Genomic DNA, 17,942 nt, shown 5'->3' with positions numbered 1-17,942 from the left:
ATCGTTGTTGCCAGCGCGCCGTACCCTCACCCCAACCCCTCTCCCGGGGGGAGAGGGGCTATGCGCGCGCGACGGCTCAGGGCTTTGCGAGCGCGCGCTGGATCGCCTGCTCGACCAGCGGCGCCATCACCGCATAGCCGGCGTTGTTGGGATGCACGCCGTCGATGGCCACGGTCTTGTCCATGCCGCCGTCGCGGTTGCTCAGCTTGCTGTAGTAATCCAGGTACACGGCACCCTGCTGCTGCGCGTACTGCTGCATCCACGCATTGAGCGCACGCACCTTCTGCGCCGGCTGCAGGCCCGGGCGCCACGGATAGTCGGTCACCGGCAGCACCGAAGCCAGCACCACCTTGATGTGGTGGGCCTGCGCCAGTTCGGTCATCGAACTGAGGTTGTCCTCGATCATGTCCAGCGTGGACAGCCCGGTGTTGCCGGCCAGATCGTTGGTGCCGGCCAGGATCACCACCACCGCCGGCTTCAGGTCGATCACGTCCTGGCGGAAGCGCACCAGCATCTGCGCGGTGGTCTGCCCGGAAATGCCGCGATTGACGTAGGCGGACTTGCCGGGGAAGAAGGTGGTGCCTTCGCGGCGGCCCCAGGCGTCGGTGATGGAGTCGCCGTAGAACACCACGCGCGGCGCGTCCGCGGCCGGCGCCGGCAGCGCGGCGTTGTCGGCGCGGTAGCGCTGCAGTTGCGCCCAGTCCAGCAGCCGCTGCTGCATCGCCTTCACTTCGTCGGGCTTGAGCGTGTCCGGCGCCCGCGTGTACAGCGCATCGACCTTGCCCTCCAGCGTCCCGGTGGACGCGGGCGTTGCCGCCTGCACAGCGCCGGCGGCAGTGGCGCACAGCGCGATGGCGAGGGACAACAGCGAGGGGCATTTCATCGAGGCATTCCTTGTGCGGACAACGGTGATCGCACAGTGTAACCAACCGCTCGCATCGCCCATGCCGCATCGCCGCAGCGGCACGGCGACCCCGTCGGACGGCATCGCGATTCAGCCCGCGCTCACGCTGGAAATCCGGCGGTCGGGATCGACAGCGCATATCGCCACGCGCCCTCTCTGCCTGCCTCGCCGCGCGGTGTCGATGCTCGGCAACACGCGGCCGCGACCGCCATCGCACCCGGCATCGGCATGCGTCACGCGCGTGCCGGCACGATGACAGCACGATGCCGCCGCCATCGTTTTTCGCTATCGCGGCAACCTTTTGCGAACGCCCTAACTTTTTCGTAAGTACATGACACGCAAGGATTTTCACTTCTAGGATGGCCGCGGACGTGACGGGGGGATCCTCACCCAAGCCCGAAGGACATCCATGAAAACGCGTGATGCACACCAGAACCTCTCCCGCCTGCGGCTGGCGTTGATTCCCGGCTTGATGTTCAGCGCAATGGCGATGGCGCAGTCCGCAGGCACCGCAGCGGCGACGACCGACACCAGCGCCGCCAGCGCACAATGGCGCAGCACCTTCTCCGGCGGCACGCCGTTCGCCACGCACAGCCTCTGGGACAGCGCCGGCGGCGGCTTCCTCAACACCCGCTTCGCGCCCGGCGAATGGCAGATCACCCCGTTCAACGCGCCGCGCCTGAAGACCGCGTGGACCTTCACCACGCAAGGCGACGTCTCGGCCACCCCGACCGTGCAGGGCACGGCGCTGTACGTGCCGGACTGGGGCGGCCAGCTGTATCGCATCGACACCGATCTGGGCAAGGCGGTGTGGCAGGTGAAGCTGGCCGACTACACCGGCATCGCCGGTTCGCTGTCGCGCAATAGCCCGGCGATCGCGCGCGACAGCATCCTGGTCGGCGACCAGGCCAGCGGCACCGTGCTGGCGATCGACAAGACCACCGGCAAGCTGTTGTGGAAGACCCTGGTCGAGTCCAACCCGCAGGCGCGCATCACCGCCTCGCCGGTGATCTACGGCGACCGCGTCTACGTCGGCGTGTCCTCCGGCGACTGGGGTGGCCTGACGCCGGGCTACAAATATTCCTTCCGTGGCAGCGTCGCCGCGCTGGACCTGAAGACCGGCAAGCTGCTGTGGAGCTTCCGCACCACGCCGGAGGGCTACACCGGTGCCTCGGTGTGGGGCACGCTGGCGATCGATCCGCTGCGCCAGCGCGTCTACGCCACCACCGGCAACAACTACTCGGTGCCGGTCGACGTGGCTACCTGCGTCAAGAACGCCAACGGCGACAAGACCGCGCAACTGGCCTGCATGGCACCGGACAACTATGTCGATTCGGTGCTGGCGCTGGACATGCGCAGCGGCAAGCCGGTGTGGACGCGTCGCCTGCAGGGCGCCGATGCCTGGTCGCTGTCGTGCCTGGTCGCGCCGACCAATGGCCTGTGCCAGGACCCGCAGGGACCCGACTACGACTTCAGCGGCGGCGGCGCCAACCTGTTCACGGTGATTCGCAACGGCAAGCCGCAGGCGCTGGTCGGTGCCGGCCAGAAGAGCGGCGTCTACTGGGCATTCGATGCCGACACCGGGCAGACCGTGTGGTCGACCCAGGTCGGCCCGGGCGGCACCGCCGGCGGCATCGAATGGGGCTCGTCGGTGGATCCGTTCGCCGCGCGCGTGTACGTGGCCATCAACAACAACGAGCACACGCCGTACACGCTGGCGCCGGGCAACACCGAGACCTGGAACGCCGGCTCCTGGGCCGCGCTGGATGCGACCAGCGGCAAGATCCTCTGGCAGGTCAAGGTGCCGGGCACCGACCCGGTGCAGACCGCATTCGGCGCCGGCGGCCGCGGCCCGCTCGCGTCGTCGCCGGGCCTGGTCTATGCCGGTTCGATGTCCGGCGCGATGACCGTGCTCGATGCCAAGACCGGCGCCACGCTGTGGAGCTTCGACGCCGGCGGCTCGGTGTCCAGCGCACCGGCGATCGTCGATGGTGCGGTGTACTGGGGCGCGGGCTACAGCCGCTTCAACTTCGGCACCGGGGTCAACAAGCTGTACAAGTTCGTACCGTCGAACCGGCGCCGCTGATCGCAGCTGAAGGCCACACTCTTCGGTCGTAATGCCTCTCCTGCGCAAGCGGGAGAGGCTGTTGCGCGGTGCTCGAGGGCATCGCATCGCGAAGCACCAGGCATCAGACGAGAACGACCTGGCGCCCGTACGCGTCGCACGGTGCGCACTGCGACGAGAGAGGGCACGACGCAACGCCAGGCCCATGAAAATCCGGCGGGCTCCGCTTCCCGCGGCGCCCGCCGACCTATCGGCTGACCGCTCAGTTGAACGTGTAGTCCAGCGTCAGGAACATTTCCCGGCCGTTGTACTCGCTCGCGGTCTGCCCGGTGGGGACGAACTCGAAGCCGCCGGCGTAGTACGGAATCGCGCCGACCTTGTCGAAGATGTTCGACACCGCGAGCTTTGCGTGCAGATCCGGCGTGATCTGCAGGCCGACCGAGCCGTTCCAGGTGATCCACGCCGGCACGTGGCCCCGGTAGGTCGTGTCGGGCACGGTGACCTGATTGCCGTCCTGGGTGACCTGGCAGACGCCGGTGGAGACGGACTCGCCGCCATTAGGCACCGTGACCATGCCGGGCTGGATGCCGTTGGGCAGCACGTCGCAGCCGGCGTAGTTGGGAGCGCGCATGCGGCCGTTGCGCACGCCGGAAATCGACACGTTCCAGCGGCCCTTGGTCCAGTCGGCGATCCAGGTCATGCGACTGGCCACGTTCTGGTAGCGGGTGTTCTGCAGCGGATCCGAGGCCAGCACGCGCTGCTTGTACGCCAGGTTGTTGGTGTAGTTGATGCCCGCGCGGAAGTCGCCGTAGCCGTCGGTGTGGAACTTGTAGTCCAGCGACGCGTCGACACCGGCCACGTACAGCGAGGCTTCGTTGATCGGGCCCGATTGCACCGAGACGATCTGGCCGTTGGCGTCGCGCTTCACCATCTGCGTGACCATCTGGCAGTACTCCGATCCGGCCACGTGCGCCGTGTATGGCGACAGGCCCGAGGTCCCGTTCGGCTTCACGCCGGTCAGGCAACCCGCTTCGTCGGCCAGCACAGTGTCCTGGCCGAGGTACTGGATGGCGTTGTCCACGCCCATGTTCCAGTAATCGGCCGACACCGACAGCCCCTGCACGCCCGGCACCTGCCAGACGAAACCGTAGGTCCAGGAGTGTCCGGTCTGCGGCAGCAACAGGCGGCTGCCGTTGGTGTAGAGCGTGTAGTACTGCGACCCGGGACGCTGCACGCTGTTGCACCAGGTGTTGTTGTTCTGACCGGCCTTGATCGCGTTCACGCACTGCAACGGGTCGGCGTAGAAGCCCACCGGCGAGGTCGAACCGGTCAGGTAGATGGCCTGCATGTCCGGCGCCTTGAAGTTGGTGCCGTAGCTGCCGCGCAGCAGCAGACCGTCGTACGGCCGCCACTCCAGGCCCGAGCCCCAGGTGCGGGCGATGTCGGCACGGCTGGCGTCGTTGTACTTGTCCAGGCGACCGGAGAGTGTCCAGGTCACCGACTCCAGCACCGGCACGCGGAACTCCGTGCCCAGCGAGAAGCGCTGCCGGGTGCCGGCACCGGTGAGATAGGCACCGAACGGGTTCTGGAACGTGGATGGATCCGCCGCGCGCGGGTCGGGCGACAGCTTGAAGCCGTTGTGCGCGGCTTCGAGCACCGCGGCCCAGCCCACCGACCGATCGGCCCACGGCAACTTGAACAGGTCGCCGTTGACGCGCAGCTGCGCCTGGTCGAGCCAGGACGAAGCGGTGTTCACGCCGGTCACCGCGAACTGGTCGTACTGCTGCGGCGTGATCGGGTTCCAGAACTGCTGCCAGTTGAACGCGTAGATCGGCAGGCCGTCCGCGGTGGTGCCCTGCTGCTGGCCGAGGAAGAAGGTGTTGGTGGCCTGGGCGTTGTAGCCGGTGAATTCCTCGCGGACGATGTACTTCTGGGTGTTGAGGTTGAGGTCCCAGTTGAAACGGCCGTCGAACACGGTGCCGCGCAGGCCCGCCTGCAGGTTCCAGTTGAGTTCGCGATCGTAGGTGTTGGCGCTGACGCCGATCTCGTTCTGGGTCAACTGGCGGATGACCTGTTTGACCGTCTGCCCGGTGGTCTGGTCGTAGAACGGACCGGCGCTGAACACGTTGAGCTGCGTGTTGGAGATGCCCACGGTCTGGTACAGGGCGGCCGAGCCGTAGAACTGCAGGCCGTTCTGGAAGTCGTACTCGCCCGACAGATAACCGTTGTTGCTGCGGCTGCCCGGGGTCAGCACCCAGTTCTGGAACAGCGCCGGCTGCGCGCAGTAGAAGCCGTTGTCGGTGACGCCGGTGATCTGGGCGCCATTGGTGGTCACCGAGTGCGACTGGGCCAGGCGCGAATTGGTGAACTTGTCGCAGGTGCCGGAGGGCGGCGTGATGTAGTGGCCGTTGGCGTCGGTGGCCGACAGCGCGATCGCGCCGGCGGCATCGTACTGGTAGCCGAACATGCGCGAGGCCGGGCCCCATGCGCCGTAGCCCGCATCGGCCACGGAATCCTGGTAGGGCCGATCCATGCCCCACAGCGCGCTGCGGTTGGAGTGCTCCAGGTTGTAGGTCACGTGCCAGTTGCTGCCGGCACGGCCACCGAAGTAGTTGATGTCGCCGTACTCGCGGCCGCCACGCGTCGCGCCGCCCGCGGTGACCTGCAGTTGGTTGCCCTCGTAGTTCTTCTTGAGGATCACGTTGACCACGCCGGCAACCGCGTCCGAGCCGTAGATCGACGACGCGCCGGAGGCCAGCACTTCGATGTGATCGATCATCCCGGTGGGGATGTTGTTGAAGTTCTGGAAGTTGCTCTGCTTGTTGAGCGGCTGCGGGTAATCGACCACGCGATGGCCGTCGATCATCAGCAAGCTGAAACCGGGGCCGAGCCCGCGCAGGTTCACCGACCGCGCATTGACCGAACTGGAACCCCACGAGGCCGGGTCGGACACCTGCTGGCCCACCTGCGGCAGCGAATCGAGGAATTCCCACAGCGTGGTGTAGCCCTGCTTCTTGATCTCTTCGCCGGTGATGGTGACCACCGGTGCGGGACCTTCGACCTCCACGCGCGGGATCATCGACCCGGTGACCGTCACCGCCTTGAGCTCGACCGGCTTGTCGGCCTTGCCGGGGCCGGTTGGCGGCGGCGGGCTGTCGGGCGCGGATTGCGCCATGAGAGAAGGCGCCCACAGCGCGAGCGCAACGGAACTGGCGATGAGTCCACGCCGGAAAGCGGTTCTGTTCACAGGTCTCCCCCTCAGGAGCGATCGATGTTCGAAGTGGTGCAAAGCCCCCCGATTCCCCTGACCTTGCGCGGGCCATCCACAAGGCGGTGCATACAAGAACAAGAAGTTCATATATGTAACGCTAGCGTTATAGGCCGAATTTGAATCGATGCAAGCTGCGCTGCAGCACCCCAGGTTTTATTTAAGTAATTGAATCTACTGAAATTTGTCGGAAAGCCTGCAGAAAGGTAGCCACGCGTCGAAACCGTCCTGGGCAGGCACATCCGGGCCTGTTTCATACGGCTTGGCCGGACGTCTCAGCGGCGGGTGACCGGACCGAAACAACATCGCCGGGCAGCGGTGTCGACGCGTCGATCAGGCCGCCCACGCACCCTGCGTTGATGTCGACGCCTAGCCGATGTGCAGCGCCGTGCGCCCGCTCTGCAGCGCCCATGAGCCATGCCGATGCAGCACGGCGACCCCGTAGTTCTCTCGCGCCATCACACGCAATGTGAGCAGCTGTCTACGAAACCGGCCGCCCGAGCGTGACGTCTGGCACGCAATCATCGTGGCGTCGCCCGTAGCCTCGGCAGGCACCCTGAACTCGGGTGCAATGAATGGCATCCGGTCCCCTGCCGGATGGTCTCGTCCCTCTTCACAGAAGGAAGATCGATGAATCGCAAGCACGCGTTGTATGTGGCGTTGCTCGCCGGCATTGCCGGCATGTCCCCCGTCGCCATGGCTGCCACTCCCCCAGCAGCCGAGATGGACTCCGCCCCGGTTGAAGCACGCCCGGATGCCGCCGCGCTCGGTGGCGCGGAACTGCGCAGCCTTCCCCCGGGCAGCGCGCACGCACCGCGCCTGATCGAACTGGCCGCGCCCGACAGCAGCAAGGCCGCGGCGATGAAGCAGGCGCGCGGACAGCAGGTCAAGAACGGCCAGCCGCTGCAGATCGGCTTTTCCCGCGACGTCGCCAAGCCCGACATCAACCTGCGCCGGCTGAAGTGGCAGACCCTTCCCAACGGCGCGCAGGTCACCAGTTTCGAAATCGCCTCGACCAATGCGCAGGCGCTGCGCGCGGCGCTGCAACTCAGCGGCAGCGGCGCCCAGCCCGGCGATCCGCGCAAGGCGACGCTGCGCTTCGCTGGCGAGGACGGCCGCGTGTTCCAGCAGAGCGGCGCCGATTTCGCCGGCAGCCAGCCCGGCTGGTCGGCGGTGATCGCCGGCGCGCGCATGGTGGTGGAGATCGAACTGCCGGCGGGCCAGTATCCGCAGGGCTTCGCGCTGAAGATCCCGCAGCTGTCGCACCTGGACATCAGCCCGGTCGCCAGCGACACGATGATGCGGCCGATGATCGGCGAGAGCGATTCATGCGAGCGCGACATCGTCTGCCGCGCCAATCCGAGCTCGGGCTTCACCTCGGCGGCCAAGTCGGTGGCGCGCATGACCTTCACCAGTGGCGGCAGCACCTACCTGTGCACCGGCACTCTGCTCAACAACAGCAACTCGCCGAAGAAAGCGATGTTCTGGACCGCGGCGCACTGCATCAGCACCCAGACCGTGGCCAACACGCTGCAGACCTACTGGTTCTACGACGCCACCACCTGCGGCGGCTCCACGGTCAATTCCAACTACACCACGCTCGGCGGCGGTGCCTACCTGCGCTACGCCAACACCACCCGCGACACCTCGTTGCTTGAGCTCAAGAGCGCCCCGCCCAGCGGCGCCTTCTATGCGGGCTGGAGCAGTTCGGCGATCGGCTCGACCGGCACCGCGATCGAAGGCATCCACCACCCGGCCGGCGACGTCAAGAAGTACTCGCTGGGCAAGGTCACCGCCCTGTCCACCTCCACCGACGGCAAGTCGCCGCTGTACCGCGTGCAGTGGAGCACCGGCGTCACCGAGGGCGGCTCGTCCGGCTCCGGCCTGTTCACCGTCAGCAGCAACGGCACCTACCAGTTGCGCGGTGGCCTGTATGGCGGCACCTCGTACTGCAGCGCGCCCAGCGATCCCGACTACTACTCGCGCTTCGCCGACGTGTACTCGTCGATCCAGCAGTATCTGAGCCCGTAAGCCAAGGTCCGGGAGGGCCGTACTCCCGCACCTGCGCCTAGGACAGGCCGTCTCACACGGGCGGCCTGTCCGTTTCGCACGCCGATGGCGTACACCGGCTACACTCGACGCATTCCCCTCACCGGCAGATGCGCATTGGCCAAGCCCAACTACTCCTTCGAAAAACGTCAGCGCGAGCTGGCCAAGAAGAAACAGCAGGAAGAAAAGGAAGCACGCAAGCGCGAAGCGCGCGCCGCGGCGGCCAAGCCTGCCTCCGACGACGACACCGCTGCTCCGAACGCGACAGACACCGCCAGCGACGCCTAGGCCTAAAGCGGCGCAGCAGGCCCCTGCTGATCGCCGGAACATCGACGTCTACCGGCACCCTGTCTCGCGACGCACCCGCCTCGACGCGACATGCCCGGTGCTGCGCTCAGCTGACCTTCTTGGCCAGCATGGTGCCCAGCACGAACAGCACCAGGGCGATGGCGATGCCGGCCCAGAACAGGAACTTGGCGACGCCCATCGCCGCGCCCGCCACGCCGCTGAAGCCGAGCGCGCCGGCGATGAGTCCGATGATGGCGATGATGATGGCCCACTTGATCATGATGCGGTCTTCCCGAAACGAGGACAGGTGCACGCCGTGACGGCGTGCGGTGACGCCGGCCCAGGGCCGACGCTCGTCCGGGAGACTAGCCAGCGCGACATGCGCAGGCGGTGAAACGCGGATACACGCGCCGTGCACGCATGGCACGGCGCGGGACCGACGCTCAGGCGGTGCCGGTCTGCGCCGGCGCCGCCCCATCCGCCGGCAGGTTCGCCGGGAACCATTCCGCGCGGCGCAGCCAGCCGGCGAGGAACTTGGCGTCGACCGGACGCTCTGCCACCACGCGCTGGTAGTAGTCGATGCGCTGCTGCCGATACTGCGCATACACCTGCGCCGTATCGGCGCTGGCCAGGGCCGCCAGGGTGGTCGGCCCCATCTCCCCATCGATCACCAAGTCCGTCGCGCCCAGTTGCTGCAGGATGCGCTGCAACAGCTTGATCGCCACGTCGCCGGCGTTGACGTAGAAATCGAACACGAGTTCGGCCAGGGGTTGCGAGGCGATCTGGTCGGCGCCGATCCTGTCCCAGTATTCGTGCTGGTAGATCGTCGCAGCCTGCTCGACGGTCAGCGCGCGCAACGCCTGCAGGGTCGGCGCCTCGCCCAGCAGTGTCTGCGCGCAGCGCTGGAACGTGGCCAGGGTGATGCCGTAATTGGTGGCACCGCCCGGATCGTCAGGATCGTCGACGAAGCCGCCTTCGAACCGCAGCAGCTGCGGGAGATACAGGTCGAACGAGGCCATGGCCAACTCCTTGCGATCGATGGGCGTTCCCGGCGGCGTGGCACACCCGACGGCGCCATGCAGTGCGCTGAGGTACGCGGGGCGCGCCGCCAGGCGGCGCAGACGCTCATGGCGTGGCTGCCTGTGGCGTCGGCGCGCCGTCCGGAAAGCCCAGCGCCTGCTCGGCCGCACGCGCGGTCAGCGCCATGTCCGCCCAGGCCGGATGCGGCGTGGTGGGCGGGATCTGGCTGCGCATCAGCCGCTGCGGATCGGTCTGGTCGGCAAAGGTGCCGCTCCAGGCCTGCGGCGTCTGCCACAGCGCATGCTGCAACACGACCTGCATGTTGGCGATGGAGTGCCGTGGCAACAGATGCGGGAACCAGGCGCCGTTGACGTCGTAGGCGGTCCGGAACGCCTGCCCCACCGGCGCATAGCCGAACGTGGACGGCGGCAGCGACGGCACGTAGTCCCAGTAGTTGTAGCAGCGCGTGCTGTCGGCTGCAGGAATATGTGCGGCATAGACCTGCTCCCAGCTCGCGTCGCCGACCATCGGGCTGCAGAAATTGATGTTGCGACTGGGCAGCGCCGGCCGGCTCAGCGCCAGGTCCAGCGAGAACAACTGGCTCAACGCGCCGCCCAGGCTGTGCCCGGTGACGTAGACCTGGGTCGGCGCGAAGTGCTCCAGCAGGGCGAACAACTGCTCGCGCATCGAGGCGCGCATGGCGCCGCCCCTGGCGTTGTAGATGCCGTAGAACCCGGCCGACACCTGCGGCGCCGGCGTGGCCGTGCCAGCGGCGGGGACGAAGGCGGTGGTGGAGAAGTCCAGGTCCTCGTAGATGTCCAGGTCCGAATCGGTGCCGCGGAACGCGAACAGATAGGTGCCGGCGGCGACCGTGGAGCGGAACAGCAGGCCGAACAGCTCCTCGCTACCGCCCAGCGGATCGCCGTCCCAGCCGGACCAGCGGGCGACCAGGCGGTAGTCGGACGGCGCCGACACCGGCTTGCCTTCGTAGGCCGCGTAGGCGGCGATGCTGGCGGCGGCCATCGCCAGGGTCAGTTGCGGCGGCAACAGCGGTTGCGTCGCGGGAATCGCACTCATCGGCAAACATCCTGTCGGGCGGCGCGGCGTGCGCCGCGGAAGCCGGCACACGCTTTCCCTGCGGAACCGTGGTCCGTCCGCCACGCGGCGGCGGCCATCGGGCGATGACCGCACGGGCGGAGCGTGCGGTTTGATAGCACTGCCGATCACGGTGATGCTTGGATGCGCATCGCAGCGCACATCGCCACCGCTGTATTTGTCTACAGTGCTCTGCATGCGGGCGCGCACGCACCGCCTATGCACGCCGCTTGCACCCTTCCGTCACGGACCGCGCGCGCGCCTCCCGGCACAGTGCAGGCGGGCACTGTCGCCCGCTCGGAGATCCGCATGGCCAGCCCGCAGGAACTGGAAGAGAAATTCTGGAAGGCATTGAAGTCCGACCGCACCGTGATGCTGGGCCTGGACGGCGTCGAGGATGGCCACGCGCGCCCGATGACCGCGCAGTTCGAGGGCGACAGCGGCGGCCCGATCTGGTTCTTCACCTCCAAGGACAACGCGCTGGTGCAGAAGCTGGCGCAGAGCCAGCGGGTGATCGCCGCGTTCAGCGCCAAGGGCCACGATCTGTTCGCCAGCATCAGCGGCACGCTCAGTGTCGACAACGACCAGGCCGTGATCGAGCGCCTGTGGAACGGCTATGTCGCAGCGTGGTACGAAGAGGGCAAGGAAGATCCCAAGCTGGCATTGCTGCGCCTGGATCCGGATCACGCGCAGATCTGGCTCAACGGCTCCAGCCTGATGGCCGGCATCAAGGTGTTGTTCGGCATCGACCCCAAGCGCGACTACCAGGACAAGGTCGCCGACGTGCCGCTGCGCTGAGCGGCACGCTGGGGCACTGCACGCCAGCCGGCCGCATGCCGGCTGGCCATGCACGATCAGGGACGCGAGGTCAGCGGCAGCCGCTGACGGATCGCCTCGCGCAGCACGCGTTCGCATTGCCGGGTGGCGGCATCCACGTCGTTCTCGGCCAATGCCTCCGCGCGCGCCAATGCCGCCAACGCGGCGCCCGCGTCGCCACGCTGCGCCGCCATCAGCGCCTGGCAGCGCGGACGCAACGCCGGACTCGTCCAATCGATCTCTGCATTCAGTGACGCATCCAGGGGATCGGCCTGGTCGGCGCCGGCCATGGCACGCGAGAACGCGAGTTCGCAGCGCAACAGCGCGACCAGGGTGTGCCAGGCTTCGGCGACCGGCGCAGGCAGCGTCGCGACCTGCTCTTCGAAAACCGGCTGCAGCGCAGCGATCTGCGCCCACTCGCCACGGATCTGCATGGCTTTCAGCGTGAACCAGACATAGAAAAACCAGCCGTCGCCGTCCGCGAGCAGAGCCAGGCGGTGTGCCGGCAGCTTGTCCGCGGTGACGCCGCGCAGCGAGAGGCCATTGAGTTCGGCCAGCACCTCGGCCAGGGCGTCCGGATCGCGCCGCCGTGCATGCTTCAGCAACTTCAGGCCGTCGCTGCCGCCGAGCGCGCTCTGCAACGGCACCAGATTGCCCAACCCGACTGCCAGATTGAACACGGCTGCGCCGATGCAGAACGCGCCACTGCTGCTGCCCAGCCCCAGGCGCCATGCCAGGAATCCGCATCCGGCCGCCACCAGCAGGTTGGCCAGCGGACCTCCGGCGATCAGCACCAGATACTGCCGGCGCACTGCCGCATACGGGTTCGGCACCGCCAGCACGACGCCCGTGTTGTCGCCTTGCCGCGTGCGTTGCCAGCGAACCCGCCAGCCGCGGCGCCGCGCAAGCAGGTGCAGTGGGCCGACCCGCACCATGGACACGGTCATGCCGACCGCGCGCGCCGCCAACGCGTGTCCGCCCTCGTGGATCGCAATCGTGGCGAACACCGCCAGCGGGAAGATCAGCAGCATCGCCAGAAAGGGCGCCAGCGCCGACGTGACCACGTGCGCCAGGGCCATGCAGCCGGCGACCATCGCCAGGTTGCCGACAATGATCAGGACAAGGCGCACACCTTTGAGCACGGCGTCGAGCCAGGGCGGTGCGGCCCATGCGGTGCGCGTTTGGTCAATAGCGCTCATCCGCGTCCACCCCGTTGGATCGCGCCTCGCCCCGCCTCGCGCAGCACCCCACTGCGATCGCGCCCTGCCCCGCACCGCTGCTGGCGCGATCTGCCAAGTCCTTGCACGGTTCGCCGGCGCCGTCCGATCGCCCACGCGCCGCGACTAGCGGCGATAGCGCACCGCCAACTGCGCGGCCGCCGCGGCACGCTGCCGGCGCAGGGCAAGGCCGAGCGGACTCATGGTCGCCACCTCGGCGTCGCCCGCCTGTTCTTCCAAGGCCCGCTGCACCCGCGGCGACAGCCCCCAGTCCGCAGAGATGGCCTTGGCGCAGTGCGCCGACCAGGCTTCCAGCATCTCGGTCATCGCCGCCGGCGTGGGCGTTGCCTCGGCGTGGCGCGCGTGGACATCGCGCAGCACCTGCACCACCGAGACGGCGCCCAGCCCGCATAGCAGCGCCAGCAACTGCGCGGCATTCGCATCGTCGCGATCGGGCACCTGGGAGGCGGCGTGCGCCGACAGCAGGGTGTGTTCCCACAGCACCGCCGCACAGCGGCCGAAGACGCTGCCGTCGTCGACGATCACCGGCTGCAGCAGCGCCGCCAGCACGATCTGGCGCAGGCCCTCGGTGCCGAGGAGAGCCACCGCCCGCTCCAGGTTCTCGATCGGCTCGGGATGGCGGCGGTAGACGACGCTGTTGGCGATGCGCAGCAGGTTGCCGGCCAGCGCCGGGTCCTGGCCCAGGATCGTGGCGATGGAATGCGCGCCGGCGGCCGGATCGTTGATCGCACGGGTGAGCTGCGGCAGCAGGTGCGGACGCCGTGGCGTGTAGCGCGGATGCGCGTCGATGCGCGCCAGCACCACGGCGGCATCGGCCATGACCGCCGGCGCGGCCGCCGCCGCTGCGTGCACCGGCCGGCCAGCGAACGCCAGCTCGCACAGGCTCGCCAGGATCGCGGCGTCCGGCACCGGATCCAGGCCGATCAGCGCCGGGTCGGCGAAGGGGTCGAGGCCCGGTTCCGCTGCGGCATCAGGCGCGGCCGGCGCGGCGCGTGCAGGCGCTGCCGGCGCCTCGGGCAGGTCGGCATCCTCGGCGACGGCACGCACCTCCGGCGCCTCCGCCGCATCGCCACGGCCACGGCGCCACCACCACCAGAGTCCCGCCCCCAGCACCAGCGCACCCGCGCTGATGGCAATCCACATGATCGGCACGATCGTCGTCATCCGCAAAACATCGCCAGGTCCCCGCGCCCAGCCACCGGTGCGCACCCACGTGGCACGCAACGCCATTCAAGCATGCCGCGCCGATTCGTGCGCGGCGGTACCGACCTGCGGCCGCAGGCACCCGCTGTGCGGGTGTCCTGCGCCGATCCGCGCGCGCGCATCGACACGCCGCGTCGCGGCGCCCATGTCACCCATCGCACCATGCAAGCGCCATGCCGGCGGCGCCCGACGCCGCGACGGCTACATGTTGCGCCGATACTCGCCGCCGACCTCGTACAGCGCGTGGCTGATCTGGCCCAGGCTATGGGTCTTCACCGCCTCCATCAGCGCCGCGAACACGTTGCGGCGCTCGCGCGCGGTGCGTTGCAGCGCGCCCAGGCCGGCGCCGTCCGCGGCCAGCGCCAGCGCGTTGCGGCGCTGCTGCCAGTCGCGCACGTTGCCGATCTGCTGGTCCTTTTCCTGTTCGGTGGAGCGGATCAGCTCGATCTCGGTGGCGGTCTCGCCGGCGTGCTCCTTGGGCAGGAACGTGTTGACCCCGACCAACGGCAGGCTGCCGTCGTGCTTCTTGTGCTCGTAGTACAGGCTCTCTTCCTGGATCTTGCCGCGCTGGTACATGGTGTCCATCGCGCCGAGCACGCCGCCACGTTCGCTGATCGCCTCGAACTCCTTGTACACCGCCTCCTCGACCAGGTCGGTGAGCTGCTCGACGATGAAGCTGCCCTGCCAGGGGTTCTCGCAGAAGTTCAGCCCCAGCTCCTTGTTGATGATCATCTGGATCGCCACCGCGCGGCGCACGCTCTCCTCGGTCGGCGTGGTGATCGCCTCGTCGTAGGCGTTGGTGTGCAGGCTGTTGCAGTTGTCGAACAACGCATACAGCGCCTGCAGCGTGGTGCGGATGTCGTTGAACTGGATCTCCTGCGCGTGCAGCGAGCGGCCCGAGGTCTGGATGTGGTACTTCATCATCTGGCTGCGCTCGTTGCCGCCGTAGCGCTCGCGCATCGCCCGCGCCCAGATCCGCCGTGCCACCCGGCCGATCACCGTGTATTCCGGGTCCATGCCGTTACTGAAGAAGAAGCTCAGGTTCGGCGCGAAATCGTCGATGTGCATGCCGCGCGCCAGGTAGTACTCGACGATGGTGAAGCCATTGCTGAGGGTGAAGGCGAGCTGGCTGACCGGGTTCGCCCCGGCCTCGGCGATGTGATAGCCGGAGATCGACACCGAGTAGAAATTACGCACCTTCTGCTCGACGAAATACTGCTGGATGTCGCCCATCATGCGCAGTGCGAATTCGGTGCTGAAGATGCAGGTGTTCTGCGCCTGGTCCTCCTTGAGGATGTCCGCCTGCACCGTGCCGCGCACGCTGGACAGGGTCTGCGCCTTGATCTGCGCATAGGTCGGCGCATCCACCAACTGCTCGCCGCTGACCCCGAGCAGGGCCAGGCCGAGGCCGTCGTTGCCCGGCGGCAGTTCGCCGTGATAGCGCGGGCGTTCGCGGCCTTCGAACAGCCGTGCCAGGGTCTGCTCGGCCTGCGCCCAGCGCTGCGCGTCGGCCTTGAGGTACTTCTCCACCTGCTGGTCGATGGCGGTGTTCATGAACATCGCCAGGATCATCGGTGCCGGGCCGTTGATGGTCATCGACACGCTGGTGGTCGGCGCGCACAGGTCGAAGCCGGAGTACAGCTTCTTCATGTCGTCCAGGGTCGGGATATTGACCCCGGAGTTGCCGATCTTGCCGTAGATGTCCGGACGCGGCGCCGGGTCCTCGCCGTACAGGGTGACGCTGTCGAAGGCGGTGGACAGGCGCGCGGCCGGCTGGCCGACGCTCAGATAGTGGAAGCGCCGGTTGGTGCGCTCGGGCGTGCCCTCGCCGGCGAACATGCGGATCGGATCCTCGCCGGTGCGCCGGTACGGGTACACGCCGCCGGTGTACGGATAGCTGCCGGGCAGGTTCTCCTTGCCGAGGAAGGTCAGCAGTTCGCCCCAGCTCTTGTAGCGCGGCGCGGCGATCTTCGGAATGGACTGATGGCTCAGCGACTGCCGGTAGTTCTCCACCCGGATCGGCTTGCCGCGCACCGCGTACTCGGTGACCGGATCGGTGATCGACTTCAGCCGTTGCGGCCACTCGCGCAGCAGCTTCAGCGACTCGTTGGACAGCGACTGCAAGGCATCGTTGTAGCGCTGGCGCAGCAACAGCAGGCTGGCGTCGACGGCGGCAGCGGAGGCCTCGGCGGACGTGCGCGGCGCCGGCAGCAGGTCCTGCGCCGCGTACAGTTCCAGTTGCGCCGGCAACTGCGGATCCTGCAGTTCGTGCAACGCCTGCCAGAACGCCTGCGCACGGTCGGCCGCTTCGGCCTGGCGCAGCACGCCGGCATTGAGGGCGCGCCCCTGCTCGGCGATCTCGGCCAGGTAGCGCACGCGCGCACCGGGAATCAGCACGGTGGCGCGCGGCTCCTTCAGCGTGGTGTCGAGCTGCGGGCGGAAATCGCAGTGCGCCTGCGCACCAGGCGAGCCTGCAGCGGCCTCCGTCTGCGCATCGAGCTTCTCGCGCAACAGGCGGCACAGATTGACGAACATCCAGCTCACGCCCGGATCGTTGAACTGGCTGGCGATGGTGGGATATACCGGGACCGCCTCGTCCTCCAGCTGGAACGCCGCGCGGTTGCGCCGCCACTGCTTGCGCACGTCGCGCAACGCATCCTCGGCGCCGCGCCGGTCGTACTTGTTCAGCACCACCAGTTCGGCGAAGTCGAGCATGTCGATCTTCTCCAGCTGGCTCGGCGCGCCATAGTCGCTGGTCATCACGTACACCGGGAAATCGACCAGATCGACGATCTCCGAATCGCTCTGGCCGATGCCGGCGGTCTCCACGATCACCAGGTCGTAGCCGATGCCCTTCAGCAGCGCGATGCAGTCCTTCAGCACGCGATTGGTGGCGGCGTGCTGGCGCCGCGTGGCCATCGAGCGCATGTACACGCGCGGGCTGCGCAGCGCGTTCATGCGGATGCGGTCGCCGAGCAGCGCGCCGCCGGTGCGGCGTCGGCTCGGGTCCACCGACACCACCGCGATGCGCATCTGCGGGAAGCTGGCCAGGAAGCGGTTGAGCAGTTCGTCGGTGACCGAGGACTTGCCGGCGCCACCGGTGCCGGTCAGGCCGAGTACGGGCGCTGCGCGCCGGCTGCGGGACCCGGGACCCGGGGCCCGGGACTCGGAAGGGCGAGGCAGGCCGGCTTGCCACTGCTTGCGCAGCAGGGCCAGTTCGGCCTCGGAGAACACGCCGTCTTCAATGGCCGACAGCATCCGGCCGATGCCGATCTCGTCGTCGATGCTGGGAATCGAGGTGCCGGCGTGTTCCGGGTCCCGGGTCCCGGGTCCCGCGTCCCGTGCGCGCCCGGCGCGCGCCACCACGTCTTCGATCATCTCCACCAGGCCCATCTTCATGCCGTCGTTGGGGTGGTAGATGCGCTCCACGCCGTAGGCCTGCAGCTCGGCGATCTCCTCGGGGGTGATGGTGCCGCCACCGCCGCCGAACACCCGCACATGGCCGGCGCCGCGCTCGCGCAGCATGTCCACCATGTACTTGAAGTACTCCACGTGGCCGCCCTGGTAGGACGACAGCGCGATCGCATCGGCATCCTCGTGCAGCGCCGCGCGCACCACGTCCTCGACGCTGCGGTTGTGGCCGAGATGGATCACCTCGGCGCCCTGCGCCTGGATCAGGCGGCGCATGATGTTGATCGCCGCATCGTGGCCGTCGAACAGGCTGGCGGCGGTGACGAAACGCAAGGGACTGGCATCCGTCTGCGGCAACGGAACGCGGGACGCGGGAAGGCTCATCGTGCGCACATCGAAAAGAGAATGCCGCGATTCTAGGCGCGTAGGGCGACACGGGCAGGTTGCGCTGCAGCATACGCGTCCACGCCGCGTGCCGCCGCGCCCGCCTATCCGGCGGATGAATAGGCTCTCCCGAGCGCGTCAACACCTCCCCGGGCCGCGGCGTTTCCTCCCGCGTCGGCACCCCGCCGATGCCTTCGGAGA

At 68.1% G+C, this 17,942-nt stretch carries 12 protein-coding genes; 4 read left to right on the top strand and 8 right to left on the bottom strand.

The genetic code is table 11. The features are described 5' to 3' along the window. Window positions 1–76: 76 nt before the first annotated feature. Window positions 77–883, bottom strand: a complete 807-nt coding sequence (locus GGR66_RS16510; RefSeq protein WP_184449154.1) for an SGNH/GDSL hydrolase family protein — start codon at window positions 881–883, stop codon at window positions 77–79. 505 nt (window positions 884–1,388) lie between these two features. On the opposite strand from GGR66_RS16510, the gene GGR66_RS16505 reads away from it, so the two are divergent. After that, on the top strand, window positions 1,389–2,990 hold the full coding sequence (locus tag GGR66_RS16505; protein ID WP_255421753.1) for a PQQ-binding-like beta-propeller repeat protein: 1,602 nt from the start codon (window positions 1,389–1,391) through the stop codon (window positions 2,988–2,990). Between the two features lie 241 nt (window positions 2,991–3,231). Here the strand turns inward: GGR66_RS16505 and GGR66_RS16500 are convergent, their stop codons facing one another. Beyond that, window positions 3,232–6,144, bottom strand: coding sequence for a TonB-dependent receptor (locus tag GGR66_RS16500; protein WP_167087470.1), 2,913 nt, complete (start codon window positions 6,142–6,144; stop codon window positions 3,232–3,234). 723 nt (window positions 6,145–6,867) lie between these two features. Between GGR66_RS16500 and GGR66_RS16495 the strand changes: the two genes are divergently transcribed. Further along, window positions 6,868–8,268: a serine protease gene (locus GGR66_RS16495; protein ID WP_184449150.1), complete on the top strand. Its 1,401-nt coding sequence runs from the start codon at window positions 6,868–6,870 to the stop codon at window positions 8,266–8,268. A 135-nt stretch (window positions 8,269–8,403) separates the two neighbouring features. Then, complete coding sequence (locus GGR66_RS16490; protein ID WP_167087466.1) at window positions 8,404–8,574, top strand: hypothetical protein; 171 nt, start codon at window positions 8,404–8,406, stop codon at window positions 8,572–8,574. Between the two features lie 106 nt (window positions 8,575–8,680). Here GGR66_RS16490 and GGR66_RS16485 read toward each other — a convergent pair whose 3' ends face one another. The 3 genes from GGR66_RS16485 to GGR66_RS16475 form a co-directional block, all read right to left on the bottom strand. Continuing rightward, window positions 8,681–8,854, bottom strand: coding sequence for a DUF1328 family protein (locus GGR66_RS16485; RefSeq protein WP_160948036.1), 174 nt, complete (start codon window positions 8,852–8,854; stop codon window positions 8,681–8,683). Between the two features lie 163 nt (window positions 8,855–9,017). Beyond that, the gene (locus GGR66_RS16480) at window positions 9,018–9,593 is read right to left on the bottom strand and encodes an N-acetylmuramidase (RefSeq protein WP_184449149.1); all 576 of its coding nucleotides are present in this window, start codon (window positions 9,591–9,593) and stop codon (window positions 9,018–9,020) included. Between the two features lie 106 nt (window positions 9,594–9,699). Next, entirely contained in the window at window positions 9,700–10,671 is a 972-nt protein-coding gene (locus GGR66_RS16475) for a lipase family protein (protein WP_167087462.1), read from the bottom strand. 327 nt (window positions 10,672–10,998) lie between these two features. Here GGR66_RS16475 and GGR66_RS16470 point away from each other — a divergent pair, with 327 nt between their 5' ends. Continuing rightward, window positions 10,999–11,487, top strand: coding sequence for a pyridoxamine 5'-phosphate oxidase family protein (locus GGR66_RS16470; protein ID WP_167087460.1), 489 nt, complete (start codon window positions 10,999–11,001; stop codon window positions 11,485–11,487). 56 nt (window positions 11,488–11,543) lie between these two features. Here GGR66_RS16470 and GGR66_RS16465 read toward each other — a convergent pair whose 3' ends face one another. The 3 genes from GGR66_RS16465 to GGR66_RS16455 all read right to left on the bottom strand — a co-directional run bounded on the left by GGR66_RS16465 (window position 11,544) and on the right by GGR66_RS16455 (window position 17,741). Next, window positions 11,544–12,839, bottom strand: coding sequence for a M50 family metallopeptidase (locus tag GGR66_RS16465; protein WP_184449147.1), 1,296 nt, complete (start codon window positions 12,837–12,839; stop codon window positions 11,544–11,546). Window positions 12,840–12,848: 9 nt separating this feature from the next. Beyond that, window positions 12,849–13,886, bottom strand: a complete 1,038-nt coding sequence (locus GGR66_RS16460) for an HDOD domain-containing protein (protein WP_255421742.1) — start codon at window positions 13,884–13,886, stop codon at window positions 12,849–12,851. Window positions 13,887–14,147: 261 nt separating this feature from the next. After that, window positions 14,148–17,741, bottom strand: a complete 3,594-nt coding sequence (locus GGR66_RS16455) for a methylmalonyl-CoA mutase family protein (RefSeq protein WP_184449143.1) — start codon at window positions 17,739–17,741, stop codon at window positions 14,148–14,150. Window positions 17,742–17,942 lie beyond the last annotated feature (201 nt).

Origin of the sequence: Xanthomonas sp. 3498, assembly GCF_014199795.1 — a bacterium.
GTDB classification, from domain to species: Bacteria; Pseudomonadota; Gammaproteobacteria; order Xanthomonadales; family Xanthomonadaceae; genus Xanthomonas_A; species Xanthomonas_A rydalmerensis.
Note: the sequence above shows the minus strand (reverse complement) of the source record. Positions and strands in the feature narration are given on the sequence as shown.

Excerpts from the sequence above, each read along its gene's own strand:
- GGR66_RS16510 (WP_184449154.1), bottom strand. The coding sequence starts at position 883 with ATGAAATGCCCCTCGCTGTTGTCCCTCGCCATCGCGCTGTGCGCCACT.
- GGR66_RS16505 (WP_255421753.1), top strand. The coding sequence starts at position 1,389 with ATGGCGATGGCGCAGTCCGCAGGCACCGCAGCGGCGACGACCGACACC.
- GGR66_RS16500 (WP_167087470.1), bottom strand. The coding sequence starts at position 6,144 with ATGGCGCAATCCGCGCCCGACAGCCCGCCGCCGCCAACCGGCCCCGGC.
- GGR66_RS16495 (WP_184449150.1), top strand. The coding sequence starts at position 6,868 with ATGAATCGCAAGCACGCGTTGTATGTGGCGTTGCTCGCCGGCATTGCC.
- GGR66_RS16485 (WP_160948036.1), bottom strand. The coding sequence starts at position 8,854 with ATGATCAAGTGGGCCATCATCATCGCCATCATCGGACTCATCGCCGGC.
- GGR66_RS16480 (WP_184449149.1), bottom strand. The coding sequence starts at position 9,593 with ATGGCCTCGTTCGACCTGTATCTCCCGCAGCTGCTGCGGTTCGAAGGC.
- GGR66_RS16475 (WP_167087462.1), bottom strand. The coding sequence starts at position 10,671 with ATGAGTGCGATTCCCGCGACGCAACCGCTGTTGCCGCCGCAACTGACC.
- GGR66_RS16470 (WP_167087460.1), top strand. The coding sequence starts at position 10,999 with ATGGCCAGCCCGCAGGAACTGGAAGAGAAATTCTGGAAGGCATTGAAG.
- GGR66_RS16460 (WP_255421742.1), bottom strand. The coding sequence starts at position 13,886 with ATGTGGATTGCCATCAGCGCGGGTGCGCTGGTGCTGGGGGCGGGACTC.
- GGR66_RS16455 (WP_184449143.1), bottom strand. The coding sequence starts at position 17,741 with ATGAGCCTTCCCGCGTCCCGCGTTCCGTTGCCGCAGACGGATGCCAGT.